The organism is Hoeflea prorocentri (assembly GCF_027944115.1).
GTDB lineage: Bacteria > Pseudomonadota > Alphaproteobacteria > Rhizobiales > Rhizobiaceae > Hoeflea_A > Hoeflea_A prorocentri.
In genome coordinates this window covers 31,789-52,040 of the sequence record NZ_JAPJZI010000001.1, presented here as the reverse complement: position 1 = coordinate 52,040, position 20,252 = coordinate 31,789, and the positions used below count along the sequence as shown (strand labels likewise).

Below are 20,252 nucleotides of genomic sequence, written 5' to 3'. Positions count from 1 at the left end.
ATTCACAAGACCGGCAAATTCAACTAAATTAGGCAGGCAGGTCTTGGAACAGTCCAATTCCGGCCCAAATTTTAAGGCAACGGAAAACCATAACCGGAGTATGCCTGTGACACTGGCTAAGGACGGCCTGAAGATATTGGGATGGACCTGCGTATTGGCGGCCGTGGGCAACACGGCAGCCAAGGCCCATCCGCATGTCTTCGCCGAGGCTCGCCTCGAGGTCAGTATTACTGACGACGGCTCCATCGGTGAACTGCGACATGTCTGGCGCTTTGACGAGCTGTTCTCCTCAACCGTGCTTCTCGAGTTCGACATGAACGCGAATTTGAAATTCGAACCGGAAGAACTGGCCGAGGTCGGCAAGATCGTGCACGCATCGCTGGCTGATTTCGACTACTACACATCGATCATAAGCAACGGCAAAGATGTCGGCATCTCCGCACCCGACGCTATCCATGTCGACTTCGCCGACGGCCAGCTTTTGATGTTGTTTGCAGTTACGCCTGACCGTCCGGTCCCGTTGAACGGAACGATAAGCTTTGGCGTATACGACCCAACCATGTACACGGCCATCGATTTCCTCAATGACAGCGATCTTGTCGTCGAGGGCCGTCTGGGCGCTTGTCAGCGCTCCGTCATTCGGCCCGACCCCGATGAGATCCTGGCCCAAAACCAGGAATCATTGACCGAGGCATTCTTCAATGATCCCGAGGGGAATGACTTTTCAAAGTTCTTCGCAACCCGGCTCGAGTTGAAATGTTGAAGCAAAACGTGCGGCCAGCAACCACTGTGATTCTTGGCTTGTGCCTTTGCGCACTCGCCGCATCGCCAGGGCTGGCGCAATCCTCGCTGGGGATCGGCACAGCCGAGCCGAGCATTGCCGGCGGCGGCACGTTTGCATCTGTCTTCAGCTGGATCAACGCGCAGCAACAGGAGTTTTACCGCGCAATGTCCGGCGCATTGAAAGCTATGCGCGAGGACCCGGCCAAACTCTGGGTGCTGATCGGCCTGTCCTTTGCTTATGGCGTATTCCACGCCGCCGGGCCCGGTCACGGCAAGGCGGTGATTTCATCCTACGTCATTGCGAACGAACAGACACTGCGCCGCGGCGTGGTGATCTCATTTCTCGCTGCCTTCATGCAGGGGGTCGTCGCCATCGCTATTGTGGGGGTAACCTACCTTGCGCTTCACGGCACAAGCATATCCATGCGCGATGCGACCCATACGCTCGAAATCGCCAGCTACGCGCTGATCGCAGCTTTCGGGGCCTGGCTTCTCATTCGCAAACTGCGACCGCTCATGCGTGCTGTGACGCCCGCCTTCGCCCATGCCGAGGCGGCAGGTGCCCCCCATCATCATCACGATCACGATCATTCCCACATCCATCACAGCCACGCGCACAGTCACGATCACGACCATAGCCACGGCCACGAGATCGGCGCCGATGGAGTGTGCTCGACCTGCGGTCACAGCCATGCCCCGGACCCGGCGCGGCTACAGGCCGAACGGCTGGACCTGCGCGAGGCCTGGTCGGCCATCGTGGCCATCGGCTTGCGCCCCTGCTCGGGCGCGCTGATTGTTCTGACCTTTGCCTTGCTGAACGGTTTGTTTGTCGGCGGGGTCCTCTCTGTTGCCGCCATGTCGATCGGCACCGCGATCACCGTTTCTATCCTGGCAACCCTTGCTGTGATGGCCAAGAACACGGCTGTCCGCTTCGCCAGCAGCCAATCGGCCGCAGCACGCGTTGGAACCGCTATCGAGATAACGGGAGCGTTGTTCGTCCTGTTGATCGGCTTGACGCTTCTATTCGCCGCCCTTCAGGCGTAGGCGTCGGAACACAAAAACCAAACCGAGCAGTTCGCCTCACCCATAGGATGATTTGTCAGGAGCGTCACGGTTCGGCTGCATTGCGTGTGGCCCACTCTCTCGAATCGGGATAAAAGGACCGCTTGCGCTCTCCGGCGTGCGTTGCCGGATCAGAACACTGAGGACCTTCGCCATGTCAGCCGGAATGCTACGCTCGGCCCTTATCCTCGGCCTGTTGTCCTGTGTCGGTCCGCTTTCGATTGACATGTATCTGCCGGCGCTTCCCACGGTTGCCGACCATCTCGACTCGACCGTCGGTGCTGTGCAGATGACATTGACCGTGTTCTTCATTGCCTTCGGCGCATCGCAATTGGTCTATGGCCCGATCGCTGACCAGGTCGGGCGCAAGCCACCGCTCTATTTCGGGCTGGCAATCTTCATTCTCGGTTCCGTCGGCTGCGCCATGGCACCGAATATCGAGGTACTGATGGCTGCACGGTTCGTTCAAGGGCTTGGTGCGGCCGTCCTCATGGTCATACCGCGCGCGATCATCCGCGATCTGCATACGGGCGTTGAAGCGACGCGCCTGATGGCGCTGATCATGCTGGTCATCAGCGTGTCGCCCATGCTGGCGCCGCTCGCCGGCAGTGGCATGATCCTGCTGGCCGGTTGGCGGTCGATCTTCCTGCTGCTTTGCGTCGCAGCCGTGTGCAGCCTGTTGTTGACCGGATTCATGCTGCCCGAAACGCTGAAACCGGAAAACCGGGTCGTGTTCAACCGGCGCAGTTTCATGAAAGGCGCCCGCACCCTTCTCACCGATACGGAGTTCATGGGACTGACCTTCATCGGCGGGTTCGGCATGGCAAGCTTCTTCGTCTTCATCGCCAGCGCCTCTTTTGTTTACAGCGATCAGTTCGGTCTCTCACCGACCGGGTTCAGCATTGCCTTCGCCATCAACGCCATCGGCTTCTTTGCCGCGTCCCAGACGGCAGCCGGTTTCGGCAAGCGTTTCGGCATGGCAAGAGTTGTGTCCGCGGCGGTTGCCGGCTTTTGTGTGCTGACGATCATCCTGTTTGCTCTGACCCTTGCCGGATACGGTTCATTGGTGGTCATCGTCGGATTTCTCTTTGCGGCCAATGCCTGCCTCGGTCTGGTCATCCCGACCACGATGGTCCTGGCGCTCGACAACCATGGTGACATTGCCGGTCTCGCCTCATCACTGGGTGGAACACTTCAAATGGTCGCAGGCGGCGCGATGATTGCCGCCGCAAGCCCGTTCTTCGACGGAACGGCAACACCCATGATCGCAGCGATTACGCTTTGCGGTATTGCCGCGTTTGTGCTGTCGCGCCTGATCCCGCTGCGTGAGGGTATCCCTGAGGCCGGATAGGGCGGCGTCACACGGTGTCGTCAGTCCGGTTTCGCCGCTGATGGCGGGCACGCAGCCAGAAGATGGCGAAGAAGCCAAGGACAAAAAGCACGGTGACGGCATAGCCAAGCCAGGGGGAGATTTCTCCGAGGGCCAGAACAATGCGCGGCATGACGAGAAACAGGATGGCTACAGCTGCAAGAATGAGAGCCGCCGCTATCGCCGAAGATTTCACGTTATTGCCGGACATAGATTGAACCTTCCTCGTTGATGCGTCCCCTCATCCCATACATCGCATTGAAATAACAGGCCCGATACGCCATGAAGACCCAACCGGTCTCAAATGGGGAATGAAGATGCAAACAGTCGCCGCTTTCGATCGTATCGGCGAAGAAAACGCCTTCGCCGTTCTGGCACGCGCCGCAGCACTGCAGGCCGAGGGGCGCGATATCGTCAATCTGGGGATTGGACAGCCTGATTTCAAAACGCCGCCCCATATTGTCGAAGCGGCCATCAGGGCGTTGCGCGACGGACATCACGGCTACACGCCGGCCAACGGGCTTCCGGAGGCCCGCGAAGCCGTCGTCCGCCGGACCTTGACCACGACCGGCGTCGAAGTGTCTCCCGACACAGTAATGATCATGCCGGGTGGCAAACCGGCCATGTTCGCGGCCATCACCATGTTCGGCGAACCGGGCGCGGAAATCCTCTACCCCGATCCGGGCTTTCCCATCTATCGCTCGATGATCGACTACACTGGCGCGAAGGCCATCCCTGTACCGATCCGCGAGGAAAACGGTTTTGCCTTCTCGGCAGAGGAGACGTTGTCTAGGATTACGCCCGCAACGCGTCTCCTGATCGTCAATTCACCGGCAAATCCGACCGGCGGCGTCACCCCGCGCGCCGAGATCGAAAAGCTCGTCGCCGGCCTTCAGAACCATCCGAATGTCGCTGTTCTTTCCGACGAGATTTACGACGTCATGACCTATGACGGCGAGGCGCACACCTCGCTTCTGACCTTTCCCGAGATCCGCAACCGGCTCATCGTTCTCAACGGCTGGTCCAAGACCTGGGCAATGACCGGATGGCGCATGGGTTGGTCGATCTGGCCAAACGGCCCGGATGGCGCATATCTTTACGACAAGGTCCGCAAACTGGCGGTCAATTGCTGGTCCTGCGTCAACACACCGAGCCAGTTTGCCGGCATTGCGGCAATCGACGGGCCCCAGGACGAGGTGAACGCAATGATCGCCGCTTTCGACCGCCGCCGGCTGCTCGTGACGGAGCGACTGAACGCAATCGCGAACATAAGCTGCGCAACGCCGAAAGGTGCGTTCTACGCGTTTCCGAATATCTCCGCGACCGGCTTCAAGGCAAAAGAGCTGGCCTCCCGCCTGCTTGAAGAAGCCGGCGTCGCATTGGTAGGCGGTCCCGACTTCGGCGATTTCGGCGAAGGCTATATCCGGCTGTCCTGCGCCGCTTCGGAGGAAAGAATATCCGTTGCCATCGACCGCATGGCGGCATTTCTGGAAACAGAGACCGGCGGCAACTGAACATTGCCGCCGCTCAGGCGGTTGTTGTCCAACGCCTTCAGCCGCCCCTGGCCGCCACACGTCCGGACAGCATGCGCTGGCCGATCGCAACGGACTTGATCATGGCAAAAACATTCTGCCCCTGGTGAATGCTCAATTCATCAAAGGCGTGCCGAGTGACGCGCGCGCGCAGGGCCTGTCCGGACACGTCAAGCACGATTTCCACAAAGGGGCTGTCCTCAACCACAAAGTCGCTCACCGCTGCAGGCAAAACATTACGCACGCTGACATCCTCGGGAGCCCTGAGCGAAAGAGCAACATCGCGCGCCTTGATGCGCATACGCAACCGATCCCCGATCCGCAGACGATCACTTACGATATAGAGTTGATGGCCGCCTTCGAGCGTAATCTCGGACAGGCCATATGAGCTGTCCACTCTGTTCACCATTCCCGAAAGCAACGAACTTGCTTCGTGCCGTCCAAGCGCCGGACCGAAGTCGAGCCGTGAGAACATATCGGCGGCGTCGCCCGATCCGAGCACCTTTCCCTCGTTCAGCAGCACCAGCGTATCGGCAAGCCGCGCGACCTCATCCACTTCGTGGCTGACATAGACAATAGGCAGGCCGGTTTCGTCGCGCACTTCCTCCAGATAGGGCAAAATCTCACGTTTCCGGTCCTGATCCAGTGAGGCAAGCGGTTCATCCATCAGCAGCAGCGCCGGGTCGGCAAGCAGCGCCCGGCCGATGGCGACACGCTGTTTTTCTCCACCCGAAAGGGTCGCGGGATAGCGGTTCAGCAGATCGGCGATCCCGAGGAGGTTGCAGATCCGCGAAAAATCTACCGTTTCCGCACGCCGCCCGGCCCACCGCCCATAGGTCAGATTGCGTGCGACCGTCATGTGCGGGAACAGCCGCGCGTCCTGAAAGACCATGCCCACCCGGCGGTTTTGAGCGGGAACATCGGTCCCGTTGCTGCTGTCGAACATGACAAGGTCTTCGGCGCTGATGCGGCCTTCCTGCGGTCGCACGAGCCCGGCAATCATCTTCAAGATGCTGGTCTTGCCGGACCCCGAATGACCGAACAGCGCCGTCACGCCCGCCTCGGCGCGAAAATCGGCTTCGATCCTGAACGAGCCCAATTGCGAGGTCAGCCGGACATCGAGGCTCATGCGCGCCTCCTGATGTCAACCCGCCGGCCCAACCATTCGGACAACAGAACTGACCCGATCGCCAGACACGCGGAAACCGCGATCAGCAGCGCCATGGTTCCATCGCCTGCCGGGCTTTGCAGCATCGTGTAGATTGCCAAAGACAGCGTTCGCGTTTCTCCCGGTATATTCGACACGAACGTAATGGTCGCACCGAATTCGCCCAGTGCCTTTGCAAAGCCCAGCACGCCGCCGGCGATCACGCCGGGCAGCACCATGGGCAGGGTAATGGTGAAAAACCGCGTTATCCGCCCCGCGCCCAGCGTCGCTGCGGCCTCTTCAAGCCCGGTGTCGAGCGCTTCGATGGAAAGGCGCATCGGGCGCACCAGCAGAGGAAAGGCCATGACCGCCGCAGCCAGCGCCGCGCCGGTCCAGCGGAAGGCGAAATCAATGCCGAGGGCATCGAACAGGTGCCCCAGAGGACCGCCCGCACCAAAAAGGATGAGCAGAAAATAGCCCGTAACGACCGGCGGCAGGACCAGCGGCAAGGTCACCAGGGCCTGCAGCACGCTTTTGCCGTAAAAGTCGTGCCGCGCCAGAACCCAGGCAATGGCAAATGCCGCAGGAACGGCAAACAGCATGGCCACGGCCGAAACCCTCAGCGACAGGAGCACGATGCCCGCGACTGCACTCTCCGGCATCAGCTAGGATCCCTTGCCGACGGTTGCGGGTTTGGTGAAGCCAAAGGGCTCAAGTGCTCCGCTTTCGGCCTGTAAGGTGAAATAGTCGTAGAAGGCTTGCGCGCCCGCGTTCGCGTCAGCCGTAAGCGCCAGCGGATAAACGATCGGTGCGTGCAGATCGCCGGAAAACCGGTAGACGACATCCACGTCGTCACGCATGGCGGCATCGCTGCGGTAGACCAGCGCAAAGGCGACATCACCGCGGGCGGCAAGCGCCAGGGCTATTCGAACATTTTCCCCGAACGCCGCGAGGGATTGAAGTTCATTCCACAATTGCAATGTTTCAAGGGCCTGACGCGCATAGATTCCGGCCGGAACATGCGAAGGATCGCCCATGGCAAAACGCCCGGTTCTAAGCACATCGGGCGCTCCGGTTTTGGTCTTGTTTGAGCCATCCGATCGCGCGACCGCGACCAGCTCATTGCCGGCGACATCTAACCGGCTCTCGGCATCGATCAGTTCTCGTGCTTCGAGATAATCCATCCATTCAGCATTGGCCGCAAGATAAAGATCGGCCGGCGCCCCGGCCTCGATCTGCCGGGCCAATGCGCCGGAGCCGGCAAACGACACCGCGACCGCATTGCCGGTTTCCGCCTCGTAGGCACGGGCGACCGCTTCAACGGCATCTTTCATGCTCGCCGCTGCAAAAACGAGCGTGCGTTCGCTCGCCTGCACTGATGCAAGCGTTGCGCAAAGCGCCATGATCGCCACGGTCAATCGCCAAAGCATAAGCTGTCCCACACGGTTAGACGTGGCGACATTAGAACAAGACACAACCAAATTGAACTGGCGCGGTGCGACTGATCGACCCGCCAGCGGTCAACCCTCGAAGAGCGTTAACGCCTTCGCCGGGCCAGGCGCAGGTGTTATGCGGCAAGATGCAAAAAAATGAGGATGTCAGCCCTGGCTCGGCGCGCCCGCAACCGTCGCCTCGATATGATCGACCAACGCATCGGGCAGTTTCAAACGGCCGGCCAGCATATCGAGATAGCCACGTTCGGCGCGCGTATCGGGATCAATCGCAAGCCGGGAGGCTGTATAGAGCTCGACCCGTTGTTCTTCCGTCCGGGCGGCCGCGACGATTTCGTCGAGATCGGTCGGCTCTTTCAGTTCCCGGTTGATGAAGTCCCGCGCATCGTCTTCAAGACCGGAGACGGCCAAACGGTCGGCAATGCGGGCACGCTCATCATCGTCCACATGCCCATCGGCGCGCGCTGCAGCAATCATTGCCCGCATCAGGGCCAGCGCGAAACTGTCATCCACATCGCTTGCCTGCGTGTCAAAACCTGATCTTTGCGCCTCCGGCACCACATCCGTATCGATGAGCGGCGTCGTATCTTCACCCGGCGCCTTGCCGGCCTTGTAGTTCTTGTAGGCCTGGTATCCGAGCCCCGCGACCACGGCGAGGCCGCCGATCTTCAGGGCGGATCCGGTCAGCGAACGCCCGCCTTTCGTTCCAAGCAGCAGCGCACCGATTGCACCGGTTGCCAGCGGGTTGTCCTTTGCCAATTGCACGGCCTGACCAGCCTTGCCGCGCACCGTATCCTCGGTTCCGGGAACCTTCGAGCCGAGAAACTGATCAAGAAGCGTCTTGGGATCGAACATGAGATAAGGCCTTTCTGAGCGGTGCGGTGTCTCCTGCCCAGATAGGTGCGCCCGGCCTGTGTTTCAAATCCGAAGATCGTGGTTGTGAGGCCCGTCTAAGTCGTTGCCAGTGCCTTTGCCTGCACGGCAAGCTCGGTCACGGCGGCCCAGTCGCCGGCCTCGACCAATGCTTTCGGCGCGACCCATGACCCGCCGACACAGATGACATTGGGCAATGACAGGTAATCCTTCGCGGTTTTCACCGTAATGCCGCCGGTCGGACAGAAGCTGATACCGCCGAGCGGCGATGCCAGCGATTTCAGATAGGCAGCGCCGCCGGCCTGCTCGGCCGGGAAGAATTTCATCACTGCATAGCCTTCCTCACGCAATGCCATGACCTCGCTCGGCGTGGCAGCACCCGGAAGCAGCGGCACTTCTGATTGCGTTGCCGCATCGAGCAGCTCCTGGGTCGTGCCCGGACTGACAATGAAGCGCGATCCCGCCTTCACAGCGGCCTCATACTGCCGTGCGTTGAGGATAGTTCCGGCACCCACTTCAGCGCCCTCCACCTCATCGGCGACCGCCTTGATTGCATCCAGCGCTGCATCGGTGCGCAATGTGATCTCGATTGCCTTCAGACCGCCATCGACCAGCGCCCGCGCCAACGGAATTGCGGTCGCGACCCTGTCCACCACCAGAACCGGAACCACCGGCTGCAATTGCAGGATCGCCAGCAGAGCTTCAGTCTTCTTGCCCATTTCACACCATAGATAAAAGAAACATGGCGACCGATTACCCCGCACCGGCTGTCAGGGCAAGTCTCGATTGGATTGCAGCATATGATGATGGGCAATCCACGCGGCCGGCAAGGCGCCGCGCACCGGGCGGCGTGGCGTGTCAGGTCAGCAGCACGACAACGCCGGCGGACAGTAAGGTTTGCCCGCCGACGGTCGCGGCGCCGCGCCCCGGGTTCAGAATTTTTTGCGCCAGGAAGCCGACATCCAGGCGCTCGGCGCGCTGCTTTGTGTCGTGCCGTTGACCATGACGCTCAGTATTGAGGCTTCACCGACATCCGTTTCAAACCCGACACCGGCACGCGCCCAATTGTCCTTCTGGTCCGGTGCGTTGAAGTTGAAATTGCCGATACCGGCAACCACACCGCTGGAGGCGTCCGCCGAGCCGGCGACCCGGTGGACGCCCTCCAGCGTACCGATCACTCGGAAGCGCTCGGTGACCGGCACAGTCGCGTCTGCGCCGTAGCGCGCAAGCGTTTCGGATGCACATTGTCGATTAAATGAGGCGGGAAACGGGCCGCCGCTTTCGCTGTAGCCATCCATGCAGGATCGCGACCAGCTCAGTTCCGTATAGGGTGAGACATGGGGAACGAGATGTTCCCACTGAAGCCGGCCACGCACACCATATCCGGTAAGATTGGTCGATCCCGATGAGCGGACGGTTGCACCGCCATTTGCCAGATAGTTGCGGTCAATGTCTGCTTTTCCATAGGCGCCTGTGCCGGTCAGCACGGCCCAGATACCGCCTTTGCCCGAAGAGTGGAGCAGAGCCAGTGCCTCGAGTTTCGCATAGACTGTATCGATATCCGTCTCACCGCCGAGTGCCGTATTTTGCTCCTGATGGGAGGCGCCCACAGCCGCGTTGAACTGAAACGAATCAAAGTCGCGACCAATTCCCACCTCGCCCAGGCCAAACCAGCCATCCTGGGCGCCGTGATCGGCACGGCCGAGATCGCCTGTTGCCCAAAGGATGGATCCGTCGAGATTTGCACGGCGGTCCAGCGGCCGGCTGCCGGCACCGTTGAGAAGAATATTGAGCCCGCTGAGCGTTGCGGTGTTGGCCATGCTTGTACCGGACAGGGATTGCGCAAGATCGTCGATGACGATCAGACCGCCACTGCCTCCACTTCCGCCACTGCCACCACTTCCACCGCTACCGCCACTTCCACTGCCGCCACCGCTTCCACTGCCGCCACCGCTTCCACCGCCGTCGCTTCCACCACTACCGCCGCTGTCGCTTCCACCACTACCGCCGCTTCCACTTCCGCCGTCGCTGCCGCCGCTTCCACTGCCACCATCACCGCCACCGGTACCGCCACTTCCACCGCTTCCGCCACTTCCTCCGCTACCGCTCGACGGCACGCGTGCGACAAACATGCGTTCGTCACCGGTCTTGCCGACAACAACGCTTCCGTCCGAATTGGTGCTGTAGGCGGTATTGGTCACATCTTCGGTGATCGTGACACCATTATCGCGAAGCCAGTCCTCGACGGTCTGCATGGTGCCGTTCTCATAGCGCATGGCACGGGTTCTGATGCCGCCTCTGAAAACCATGGCGTTGCCGACGATGACACTGCCATCATCGGATGCGCCGTAGGCCTCTGAATTTCCGGTTCCAGCGCTGAGGATACCGCCAAGGCTCTCGATTGTTCCGCCGTCAACCCATCGCACGGCCTGGCGCTGAGCCAGCGTCGGGTCGAATGCATTGCCGACAATCACCCGTCCGTCGCGCGAGATGGCCGTCGCCTCCGAATAAGCGCCGCCATTGAGCCTGCCAAGATCGACAAGGCCGCCGGTTTGCGTCCAGCTGAACGCCATACCGTCAATACCCGGATGGTTCATGAACCAGCTGCCAACGATGGTCTGACCGTCACCGGATACATCATTGGCAATCGAGGCCGAGCCGGTGGGAAGTCCGCTGAGGATCTCCAGCCCGCCGGATGTCCATCGTGCCGCATCAATAACGCCCGAATACTCGGCGCGGCCGACAATCACACTGCCGTCCCAGGACGCGCCATGCGCCCAGGAACGCTCAACCGTGGTGCTGGTGCCGGATATCTGGGTTGCGAGCCGTGTCCTGCCCGTGCCGTCGCCGGCCCAGCGCACGGCGAATGCGTCGAGACTATCCAGTTCATAACCGACGATGGTCGAGCCGTCGCCTGATATGGCCAGCGCATCCTGTCCGCCAATCTGGGTCGGGGTGCCGCCGAGGGTCAGGCGAAGCGCCTGCGCACCGAATTCGCCGACGATAATATTGCCGTCGCCTGACACATCCCAGGCGATCATCTTCGGCGAACCGGTTCCGTAAACATCGAAAGACCCGGCGTCTTGCGCGCCGGCAGCGATCGCCGCTGCGCCAATCAGAGCCGTACTTGCAGTTAATAGCTTCAACAATTTGAAATGCATTCCCCATCCCCTCGTTGCGGTGCCGGGCACCGCGCGCGCCAAATGGCAGGTTCCCCACCCGCCCAGATCTTGGCGTTTCGTGATTTCCGCCTTCCGCTAAAGGCGCTCGTGACGTTTCGCGTTGAAGTTTATTGTGTGAACAAATCTCGCTTCACCCCCAAATGAGGGCTGAAATAGAGATGTGCGACTTGCGTCCTGTCGCTTGCCGCACGACACTCCGAAAAATGGCAGACATCGACCCAATCAGCTTGCATGATCCCCTCGAGGAACAGTTCAAAGCCGAGTTCGAAGACCGGTTGGAAGCTGCCATTGCGCGCCCGGACACAGAAAATACCGTGCGGCCGTTTTTGTTTGAGAAAACCATATCTTTCGCGGTCATCGATTCTGCAGGAACGATCATCTGGACCGATCGAAAATTTGACGACTGGCTCCGGCAAGATGACATCGATATCGAAATCGGCGCAGCTGTTTCGAAGAAAAGGGAAGCGGCACATGCGCTGATAAAGGACCGGTCACAGCGCCCCGCGCTTTTGACATATGCCTCGGCAGACCTCGCGCAGCGCTGGTTCGTCCTGGAACCGAAACTGAGCACGCATGTCCGCACATCCGACACGATTGTCGTTGCGGCCGTTTCTCTCAGTCATATGACCGATGAAATCGAATACGCGGCACGCGCGCTAGGAATGTCCAATCTGGAGGCGCGTGTCAGCGCGGCCTTGTTTGCGCAAGGTTCGATCAAACGCGCCGCAGCGCAGGCGGGTGTCACCTACCATACGGCGCGAAAGGCGCTTTCGGGTGCGATGAAATCTGTCGGCGTGTCCCGACAAACCTCACTCATGCGAAGGCTTTCGGAACTTGCCACCGTGTCCGCGCCACCGCGCGCAGCGGTCGAAAACATCCTCATAGATGTGTTCGATTTGACACGGCGGGATGCCAAGCTCGTGCATTTGCTGTGCGAGGGATATAGCCGTAGCGAAGCTGCAAAGGTCGCGGGCATGTCGGCTGCCATCGCGAAAGACCGGTTCGCACACATATTTCTGCGTCTTGATATCGCCAGCGCAACAGACCTTCCGCCTTTGGTGATGGGGGCTTTTGCGTCAGCCATGCTCCTACAAGAAACACCGGCTTTGATTGAGACGGGGCGCAGGGCCCGCGCACCGTTGAGGCTCATACGCAGCACGGACAACCGTGTTATTGCCGTCAACGACTACGGGCCGGAAACAGGTCAACCGGTCCTGATTGCCCATTCAAGCCTGTCGACGCGTCACGCATTCCAGACCGTGGTCGATTGCCTTCAGCAAAATGGCTACCGTCCCTTTTCGATCGATCGTCCCGGCTTCGGATTGACGGATGATCTGGAAGAACTGCCGGACCGCTTTGCCACCGGCACCGATGATGTCGTCACGGTTTGCGATAAGTTCGGCTTCGAAAAGATCCATGCCATCACGCGCGGCGGCGCGTTCCATGTTCTGGCACTGGCCCGGTCCGCCCCTGAGCGACTAGACCGGGTTCTGGTTATCAACCCGGACCTTCTGCAGCATGATTGTTCACAACGTAAAGGCTATCTGGGCATGGTGCGCTACGCGTTCGACCGTTACCCGGACAGCATTGAAAAGGTTGCACGCTGGATCGCGTCGACAATGTCAAGAAAGCGCATCGCCACGATTATTCGCGTCGGTATCGGCGATGCGCCGGCCGATCTTGAGAGTTTTGCCGACGCCCGGAATTTCGATGACTATCTCCGCTCAATCATGCCGTTTTCCACCGGCCGCCTGAGCGGCTTCATTCGCGAACAGAAGGGTTACGTTCTACAGAAGGAGATTGAAGGACTTGAATCGGCGCATAACTGGACTGTCCTGCTTGGCAACAGTGATCCGATTCATGACATCGAAGAGATTCGATCCTACTGGACCGCAAAGCTCCCGGGCGCGCGGTGGCATGTCTTCCAGGATGCGGGACGGTATATTTCCCTGAGCCATACGGAAAAGGTTGTCGCGCTGTTAAACCAGAGCGCTTCGCAAACGGAATGAATTTTGAAAAATCGGCTATCGGCGGCAAGTTGCGGCACTGCCGGTATCCACGCCCCGGAACGGCAAAGGGGTCTTGGGTGACAATATTGCACAGTGCGTTGAGAGGCTGTATGCGACGGATATGACGACAGAGGATACAAAACCCGAAGTAACCGGTTCCGGTTTTCTGGTTGCCGCGCTTTATCATTTTACGCCGCTGGCGCGCTATCGCGACCTGCAGCCGCAGATTCAGACTCTGTGCGAGGAAAACGCGGTCCGCGGAACGCTGCTTCTTGCAAGCGAGGGCATCAACGGGACAATCGCCGGTCCCGATGCCGGCATTTCCACGGTCCTTGGGTCCCTTCGCTCGATCCCGGAGTTCAACGGTCTCGAGCACAAGGAAAGCCGCGCCGCCAAAATGCCGTTTCTGCGCATGAAGGTGCGGCTGAAAAAGGAGATCGTGACCATGGGCGTCGAGGGCATCGATCCGCTGGAAAGTGTCGGAACCTATGTCGATCCGAAGGACTGGAACGCGCTGATCACCGATCCCGATACCATCGTCATCGACACCCGCAACGAATATGAGACCGCCATCGGCACCTTCCGCGGCGCGGTCGATCCCCACACCACGACATTCCGCGAGTTTCCCGACTGGGTCCGCAACAATACCGGCCTGCACAACAAGCCGAAAATCGCCATGTACTGTACCGGCGGCATCCGTTGCGAGAAGGCCACTGCCTTCATGAAGGCGGAAGGCTTCGAGGACGTGTTCCACCTCAAGGGCGGCATCCTGAAATATCTTGAAGAGGTGCCGGAAGACGAAAGCCTTTGGGATGGCTCATGTTTTGTGTTCGACGAACGCGTGTCGGTAAACCACGGTCTCGAACCGGGCGATCACGTCCTTTGCCATGCCTGCCGCCACCCGCTCACACCACAGGAAACCGAGCACCCGGCCTACGAGGCTGGCGTTTCGTGCCCCCATTGCATCGGCGAACGCAGCAGGGAAGACCGGGAACGCTTCCGCGAACGGCAAAAGCAGATGGTTCTGGCGAAAAAACGGGGCCAGGTTCATATGGGCCGGTAAGCCCTGCAATAAAAACGGGCGGCCAAAGGCCGCCCGGATTCTCTTCCATATGTCAGGCAAAAAGCTCGAAATCAGTTGTTGAAGCCAACCTTGTCGACCATTGCCGATGCCGCGGCGCGGTTCTTGGCAATCTCGTCGAGGCTCAACGGATCGGCATTGATGTCGCCGAATGATTTGACGATGTCGGAGGCCGAAGCATTTGGGTCGACCGGATATTCAAACACCCTCTCGGCATAGAGTTCCTGGCCCTTGGGACTTGCCAGAAACTCCATCAGCTTGACAGCTGCGTCCTTGTTGGGCGCATGTTTTGCAAGCGCCATGCCTGAGATGTTCACATGGGTGCCGCGATCTTCCGCATTGGGGAAGAGCACCTTGATGGCGTCGGCCCATTCTTTCTGCTCCGGCTCCTTCTCATTGGTCATCATCAGGCCGACATAATAGGTGTTGCCGATGCCGATATCGCATTCACCGGAATAAACACCTTTTGCCTGGGCCCGGTCGTTGCCGTTCGGCTTACGTGCCAGATTGTCCTTGACGCCTGAGAGCCAGGCCTCAGCCTTGTCTTCGCCAAGATGGGCGATGACCGAGGCAATAAGAGCCACATTGTAGATGTGCTGTCCGCTGCGGATGCAAATCTTGCCCTTCCACTTCGGGTCCGCCAGTTCTTCATAGGTGATCGCATCCTGCTCCACCCGATCCTTGGAGGCGTAGATGACCCGGCCACGTGTGGTCAGGCCGTACCAGTGACCTTCGGGATCGCGGTAATTCTCCGGGATCGTGCCATTGATCGCCGCGCTCTCAACCGGCTGCGTCACGCCTTCGTCTTTCGCGTTGCTCAGGCGGCCGATGTCGACCGTCATGATCAGATCAGCGGGCGAATTCGCGCCTTCAGCCTTCATCCGCTCAACAAGACCCTTGTTCAGAAAAAGAACATTGGTCTCGATGCCTGTTTCCTTCGTGAAGGCGTCCAGCAGTGGAGCAATCAGGTCCGGCTGACGGTAGGAGTAGATGTTGACTTCCTCGGCGAAGGCCGTTGCGCCGGCCGACGCCGCCATAAACGCGCCCGTGGCGGCTGCAATGACAGATTTGACGTTCATATCGCTTCCCCAGTACATGCGAAAAATTGATAATATGAGGCTGTTACTCCATTTTAATCGGCCATTGCAACAAAAGATGATAAAAAAAATCAAATTATTTCATCAGTTTATAACTATTCTAATAACTATCTGAAAATTCGGCACAAAATCGATAAAAGATCGTATCTTTCAGCATCAGGTCACGCGGAATATCGCACCCACAAAACTTGACGAAAATAATCGGATTTTGTAGAACGATTCTAAATATCAGGCGCGCCGTGCATGACTGTCAGGATGGAATGAAATGCGTGTCACAAAACAAACCAACTACGCCGTGCGGATGCTGATGTATTGCGCGGCTGACTCCAGTGAACTCAGCCGTGTTCCCGAGATCGCAAAAGCCTATGGCGTCTCGGAACTGTTTCTGTTCAAGATCCTCAAGCCGCTCGTCAAGGCAGGCATCGTCGAAACGGTGCGCGGCCGCAATGGCGGCATCAAGCTTGGCCGGCCGGCTGAAGAAATCACTCTGTTTGATGTGATCCGGGTTACCGAGGACAGTTTCGCCATGGCCGAGTGTTTCGAGAACGATGCGGCCGAATGCCCTCTGGTCAACAGTTGCGCCCTGAACTCTGCCTGGCGCGAAGCTCTGGATGCATTTCTCAACGCCCTGTCGAAGCATACAATCGCCGATCTGTCGGCGGCCCGCTTTGATATCGGCAGCCGGCTCGGGCTCGGCACCCCGCCGCCGACTGCCCACATATCGTAAACCGGCCTACAGGTAGACCAGCGGATCAACGCCCAAAAGCGCTTCGTGAAACATCAGCATGAGGCCAAAGACCACAATGCCGGCGATGATCTCCATTGCCAATTGCCTTGAAGCCGCCCTGCCCAGTCGTTGGCTCAGATCCCCTTCCCTCACAGCCATTGCCGAACGGTAGCCTTCAAGCCCGAGACGTCGTGCGGCACGCTTTTCCAGAACCGGCCGGCTGACAACGCAAAGAAGCGCAAATCCGCCGAACATCGTCAGCGAAACGACATCTCCGTTGACGAGACAGTGAGCCAGCGCCCAAAGGAACAATGCCCACAGGATAGGATGCCGCGTCACGGCAAGGACACCTGGATGCTCAACGTCTGTCGGTCCCGACTGAAGCGAAATGGACAGGGGATTGGCACGCAACACACCGCAGGCAAGAAGAATGGCCGCCAGCAGGTTAAGCGCCATGGAGCCGACGACCAGATACCGCGTCGTCTGCCACACGCCGATATAGGGCGCTCTGGAAGCAGCCGAGACAAGCCATATCAGCAGCACGACGGAAAGACCGGAATAGACGGTAAGGTAAAGCGGCCTGCCGAAACGCAACATCAGACGCTCACGCAGCCCGGTTGCCGCGGGGAAAACATGCGAGCCGACAAACAAAATCAAAACCAGTGCGAATTCGGTCATCGGCAAGGCTCCGCCGAAGCAGCCGGAGGGTTCACAGGTCCTTCAGGCACTCAAGACAGCTTTTTCGGATCGCCTTGAGTTCGCTGAGCGTGTCGTCGATCAGGGCACGTTTTGTCTCAAGGTCGTCAATCGCCTTGGTGGATTCGCTGACCACATATTCAAGCTGCGACTTTTGCCCCTCGCCATGTTCGCCATAAAGATCGAGGAAATGTCTTATCTGGGAGAGAGTCGAGCCGATGGCCTTGGCGCGCAGGATCAAAGCCAGCCGCGCGCGGTCGCGCCGTGTGTAGACGCGTGCCCCATTCACCCGCGCCGGGTGAATGAGGTCTTTGTTTTCGTAAAAACGGATGGTCCGGGTGGTGATGCCGAACTCCTCGGCAAGATCCGCGATGCCGAATAGATCCCGGCCCTCGGCACGTCCCGGCTTCACCGCGGCCGTTTCTGCGGCCCGCGCCCCATCCTGTTCACGAATGCCGTTCACGGCTCAGAGCACCTGCCCAAGCTTCATGGCCACGCTCATGTCACCCTCGATCTGCAGCTTGCCCTGCATGAAAGCGCCGGTCGGGTCGAGCTCGCCGGCAACAATCGACTGAAGGTCCTCAAGGCTGATGCCGATCGTGCAATCGGCTTCCTGGTCCTCCGTGCTGACCGTCTGGTTATCGACAACGAGCACGCCGTCATCGCCGCAATTGAACTTTACAACACTGTCGAACGATCCGGCGGCAACGCGATCCTTAATCGATTCCGCAATCTCAGCAACACTCATGTCTTTGCTCCTTGGCTTTGGTGAGTTGCCGCAAGATATACGCCGAGTGAAAGTCCACCGCAACGAGTTTTCGCAAAGATGAATCAATTGACCTATAGGTAAAGAAGTGGAATGATCCTTATCGACGGCGGATTTCGGCTTTCAGGGCGCCGGACAGGTCATGGGAGAAGGCGTCTATGCAGCTAACGCAAGAACACGAACAACTGCGCAGCACCGTCGAGAAATTCATCGAGACGGACATCAACCCTTACGTGGACGAGTGGGAGGCTGCAGAACAGTTTCCGGCGCATGAAGTCTTTGCAAAGCTGGGAAAACTGGGCCTTCTCGGCATCAAATACGACCCTCAATGCGGCGGCCTCGGGCTGGATTTCTCCTATTCGATGGTGATGGCGGAAGCGCTTGGCAGCGTCAATTGCGGCGGTGTGCCGATGGCCATCGGCGTTCAGACCGATATGTGCACACCGGCGCTCAACCGGTTCGGAACCGATGAACTCAAGCAGGAATGGCTCACCCCGTCGATCGCCGGTGACATGGTCGGATGTATCGGTGTTTCGGAGGCCGGAGGCGGATCGGATGTTGCAGCGGTCAAGACAATGGCAAGGGTCGATGGCGACGACTATGTCATCAACGGTTCGAAAATGTGGATCACCAACGGCATGCAGGCCGACTGGTGCTGCCTTCTCGCCAATACCGGCGAAGGACCTGTCCACAAGAACAAGTCCCTCATCATGGTGCCTCTCGACGCAAAGGGCGTTGAACGGCAGAAAATCCACAAGATCGGCATGCACTCTTCCGACACCGCGCAGCTGTTCTTCGACGATGTGCGCGTACAGAGGCGAAACCTGGTCGGACAGGAAGGCATGGGCTTCACCATGCAGATGCTGCAATTCCAGGAAGAAAGGCTCTGGGTCGCAGCGTCAAGCCTTCTCGCACTCGATCGGCTGATTGACCAGACAATCGATTACACCCGTGACCGGAAGACATTCGGGCGGCCCATCCTCGACAATCAGGCCGTCCATTTCCGGTTGTCGGAACTGCGCACCGAAGTCGAGGCGCTACGCGCCCTGACCTGGCGCGCCATCGAAGATTATGTGAACGGCAAGGACGCCACGCGGCTGGCTTCGATGGCGAAGCTGAAAAGCGGGCGGCTCTACCGGGAGGTTGCAGATTCCTGCCTGCAATATTGGGGCGGCATGGGCTTCACCGCGGACAATCCGGTCAGCCGGGCGTACCGCGACGGCCGTCTCGGCTCCATCGGCGGTGGCGCAGACGAGATCATGCTGGGGATTATCTGTAAGCTGGAAGGAACCTTACCCGCCGGCGATTGATCCAGACGGGACACGCATCGCCAACTAATCCGGCTGTGTCTTTGCTTCCTCGGCAGGGTACTTCAGATAGGCTCTCACCATCAAAATCGCCTCATTTAAGAGCGCGTTGTTGTCGGCGTCCTCGGCGGTCTGCATCAAATCGAAGACAGATGTGACCGCTTCGGAAATGACTCGCGCCCGCAACCACTGATCCCCCGGATAATCCGGATCGGCCCGCTCCAGAAACGACTTGATCCGGTCACTCGCCCGATCGAGGCTTTTTGCGCTCATCTCCGCCAACGCAGGCGAAGCCCGCATCGCGGCATGCACCGCCGCCGCACCGCGCTGATTTTCCAGAAGCACCGCCAGATCCCGCAAGGATTCGGCAAAATTATCCGCCCAGTGCCCGTCTTGGCCAAACAGCTCCTCAAGCTGCTCAATCCGGACATCGTTGCGCTGTTCAAATATCCGGTTGTTCAACTCGAGGATAACGTGGTGCTTGTTCGGAAAATAGCTGTAGACGGCAGCCACATTGATGCCTGCCCGGTCAGCGATCTTCTGCATCGTGACACCGGAAAAGCCGGCTTCTTCAAGCAGCTCTATCGTTGCCTCGAGAATCTGGCTGACCGTCTTCTTGGAGCGCTTCTGCTTCGGCATTCTGCGCCCCGGAACCATCAGAGGATTCGTTTCTTGTGACTTTGTACCTGGCATTCATTCCCCGATGATTTTCGTCGCATCTTATCAGGAACGACCCCGGCGCGCCAAAAAAACAAAACAATTGATTACATATTGGTAAACCCCCGCGGCAATGCCCTTAAAGCACGTTCACCTGCCCGAAAAAAACAGCTAACCAACTGTAGAAAAAGAATATTTCTCGAATACCGGGTCTCAAAGAACAGACAATTTTCTGAAAATCCGCCCATCCGGCAATACCGAGCCTTTACCGTTGCGACGCCAAACCCGTCGCAACCCAGGACAGATAGGCCGGAGCGAAACTCAAGACAGACATTGAAAGCAGGCTGTCACTTGCTCTTGGAGCACCCTTGTTGATAACGTGCCCATCAGATTGGTTCTAAAAATGGCGGGTCTGGACACCATCCCGACATGGCGCCGAGCTATCCTTATAAGGGACATGCGAATCGCCGTTCACTAACAGGTTCTGGGAGGAACCGGTTCGGACATCCGCTG

20 protein-coding genes are annotated in these 20,252 nt (G+C 58.9%); 8 read left to right on the top strand and 12 right to left on the bottom strand.

All coding sequences use genetic code 11. The features are described from left to right. Positions 1-100: 100 nt before the first annotated feature. The 3 genes from OQ273_RS00250 (at position 101) to OQ273_RS00240 (ending at position 3,196) form a co-directional block, all read left to right on the top strand. Positions 101-763 carry a DUF1007 family protein gene (locus OQ273_RS00250; protein ID WP_425493309.1) on the top strand — a complete coding sequence of 221 codons (663 nt, stop codon included), beginning with the start codon at positions 101-103 and terminating at the stop codon, positions 761-763. After that, positions 757-1,827: a nickel/cobalt transporter gene (locus tag OQ273_RS00245; protein ID WP_267988469.1), complete on the top strand. Its 1,071-nt coding sequence runs from the start codon at positions 757-759 to the stop codon at positions 1,825-1,827. The genes OQ273_RS00250 and OQ273_RS00245 overlap by 7 nt, the downstream gene beginning before the upstream one ends. Before the next feature lie 172 nt (positions 1,828-1,999). Continuing rightward, positions 2,000-3,196, top strand: coding sequence for a multidrug effflux MFS transporter (locus OQ273_RS00240; protein WP_267988468.1), 1,197 nt, complete (start codon positions 2,000-2,002; stop codon positions 3,194-3,196). A 7-nt stretch (positions 3,197-3,203) separates the two neighbouring features. On the opposite strand, the gene OQ273_RS00235 is transcribed toward OQ273_RS00240, so the two are convergent. Then, complete coding sequence (locus OQ273_RS00235; RefSeq protein ID WP_267988467.1) at positions 3,204-3,425, bottom strand: hypothetical protein; 222 nt, start codon at positions 3,423-3,425, stop codon at positions 3,204-3,206. A gap of 106 nt (positions 3,426-3,531) precedes the next feature. On the opposite strand from OQ273_RS00235, the gene OQ273_RS00230 reads away from it, so the two are divergent. After that, positions 3,532-4,728 carry a pyridoxal phosphate-dependent aminotransferase gene (locus OQ273_RS00230; protein WP_267988466.1) on the top strand — a complete coding sequence of 399 codons (1,197 nt, stop codon included), beginning with the start codon at positions 3,532-3,534 and terminating at the stop codon, positions 4,726-4,728. 37 nt (positions 4,729-4,765) lie between these two features. On the opposite strand, the gene modC is transcribed toward OQ273_RS00230, so the two are convergent. The 6 genes from modC to OQ273_RS00200 form a co-directional block, all read right to left on the bottom strand. After that, positions 4,766-5,875 carry a molybdenum ABC transporter ATP-binding protein gene (modC, locus tag OQ273_RS00225; protein WP_267988465.1) on the bottom strand — a complete coding sequence of 370 codons (1,110 nt, stop codon included), beginning with the start codon at positions 5,873-5,875 and terminating at the stop codon, positions 4,766-4,768. Continuing rightward, positions 5,872-6,555, bottom strand: coding sequence for a molybdate ABC transporter permease subunit (modB, locus tag OQ273_RS00220; protein ID WP_425493308.1), 684 nt, complete (start codon positions 6,553-6,555; stop codon positions 5,872-5,874). Before modB ends, modC begins: the two co-directional genes overlap by 4 nt. A gap of 3 nt (positions 6,556-6,558) precedes the next feature. After that, entirely contained in the window at positions 6,559-7,323 is a 765-nt protein-coding gene (gene modA / locus OQ273_RS00215) for a molybdate ABC transporter substrate-binding protein (protein ID WP_267988464.1), read from the bottom strand. A gap of 168 nt (positions 7,324-7,491) precedes the next feature. Further along, positions 7,492-8,199 (bottom strand): tellurite resistance TerB family protein, encoded by a 708-nt coding sequence (locus OQ273_RS00210; RefSeq protein ID WP_267988463.1) that lies wholly within the window; start codon positions 8,197-8,199, stop codon positions 7,492-7,494. A 95-nt stretch (positions 8,200-8,294) separates the two neighbouring features. Then, positions 8,295-8,936, bottom strand: coding sequence for a 2-dehydro-3-deoxy-phosphogluconate aldolase (locus OQ273_RS00205; RefSeq protein WP_267988462.1), 642 nt, complete (start codon positions 8,934-8,936; stop codon positions 8,295-8,297). A gap of 213 nt (positions 8,937-9,149) precedes the next feature. Continuing rightward, on the bottom strand, positions 9,150-11,378 hold the full coding sequence (locus tag OQ273_RS00200) for an autotransporter domain-containing protein (protein ID WP_267988461.1): 2,229 nt from the start codon (positions 11,376-11,378) through the stop codon (positions 9,150-9,152). Between the two features lie 224 nt (positions 11,379-11,602). Between OQ273_RS00200 and OQ273_RS00195 the strand changes: the two genes are divergently transcribed. Both OQ273_RS00195 and trhO read left to right on the top strand, forming a co-directional pair. After that, entirely contained in the window at positions 11,603-13,408 is a 1,806-nt protein-coding gene (locus OQ273_RS00195) for an alpha/beta fold hydrolase (RefSeq protein ID WP_267988460.1), read from the top strand. A gap of 121 nt (positions 13,409-13,529) precedes the next feature. Next, complete coding sequence (gene trhO / locus OQ273_RS00190) at positions 13,530-14,471, top strand: oxygen-dependent tRNA uridine(34) hydroxylase TrhO (protein ID WP_267988459.1); 942 nt, start codon at positions 13,530-13,532, stop codon at positions 14,469-14,471. 71 nt (positions 14,472-14,542) lie between these two features. On the opposite strand, the gene OQ273_RS00185 is transcribed toward trhO, so the two are convergent. Next, positions 14,543-15,568 (bottom strand): Fe(3+) ABC transporter substrate-binding protein, encoded by a 1,026-nt coding sequence (locus tag OQ273_RS00185; RefSeq protein WP_267988458.1) that lies wholly within the window; start codon positions 15,566-15,568, stop codon positions 14,543-14,545. A gap of 283 nt (positions 15,569-15,851) precedes the next feature. Here OQ273_RS00185 and rirA point away from each other — a divergent pair, with 283 nt between their 5' ends. Beyond that, positions 15,852-16,313: an iron-responsive transcriptional regulator RirA gene (gene rirA, locus OQ273_RS00180; RefSeq protein ID WP_267988457.1), complete on the top strand. Its 462-nt coding sequence runs from the start codon at positions 15,852-15,854 to the stop codon at positions 16,311-16,313. 6 nt (positions 16,314-16,319) lie between these two features. Here rirA and OQ273_RS00175 read toward each other — a convergent pair whose 3' ends face one another. The 3 genes from OQ273_RS00175 to OQ273_RS00165 are packed head-to-tail and all read right to left on the bottom strand — an operon-like array spanning position 16,320 to position 17,757. Beyond that, entirely contained in the window at positions 16,320-16,991 is a 672-nt protein-coding gene (locus OQ273_RS00175) for an NnrU family protein (RefSeq protein ID WP_267988456.1), read from the bottom strand. A gap of 31 nt (positions 16,992-17,022) precedes the next feature. Then, complete coding sequence (locus tag OQ273_RS00170; protein ID WP_267988455.1) at positions 17,023-17,472, bottom strand: MerR family transcriptional regulator; 450 nt, start codon at positions 17,470-17,472, stop codon at positions 17,023-17,025. A gap of 3 nt (positions 17,473-17,475) precedes the next feature. Further along, positions 17,476-17,757: an SCP2 sterol-binding domain-containing protein gene (locus tag OQ273_RS00165; protein ID WP_267988454.1), complete on the bottom strand. Its 282-nt coding sequence runs from the start codon at positions 17,755-17,757 to the stop codon at positions 17,476-17,478. Between the two features lie 176 nt (positions 17,758-17,933). Between OQ273_RS00165 and OQ273_RS00160 the strand changes: the two genes are divergently transcribed. Next, positions 17,934-19,085 carry an acyl-CoA dehydrogenase family protein gene (locus tag OQ273_RS00160; RefSeq protein ID WP_267988453.1) on the top strand — a complete coding sequence of 384 codons (1,152 nt, stop codon included), beginning with the start codon at positions 17,934-17,936 and terminating at the stop codon, positions 19,083-19,085. 24 nt (positions 19,086-19,109) lie between these two features. On the opposite strand, the gene OQ273_RS00155 is transcribed toward OQ273_RS00160, so the two are convergent. Next, complete coding sequence (locus OQ273_RS00155; RefSeq protein WP_267988452.1) at positions 19,110-19,721, bottom strand: TetR/AcrR family transcriptional regulator; 612 nt, start codon at positions 19,719-19,721, stop codon at positions 19,110-19,112. Between the last annotated feature and the right edge of the window lie 531 nt (positions 19,722-20,252).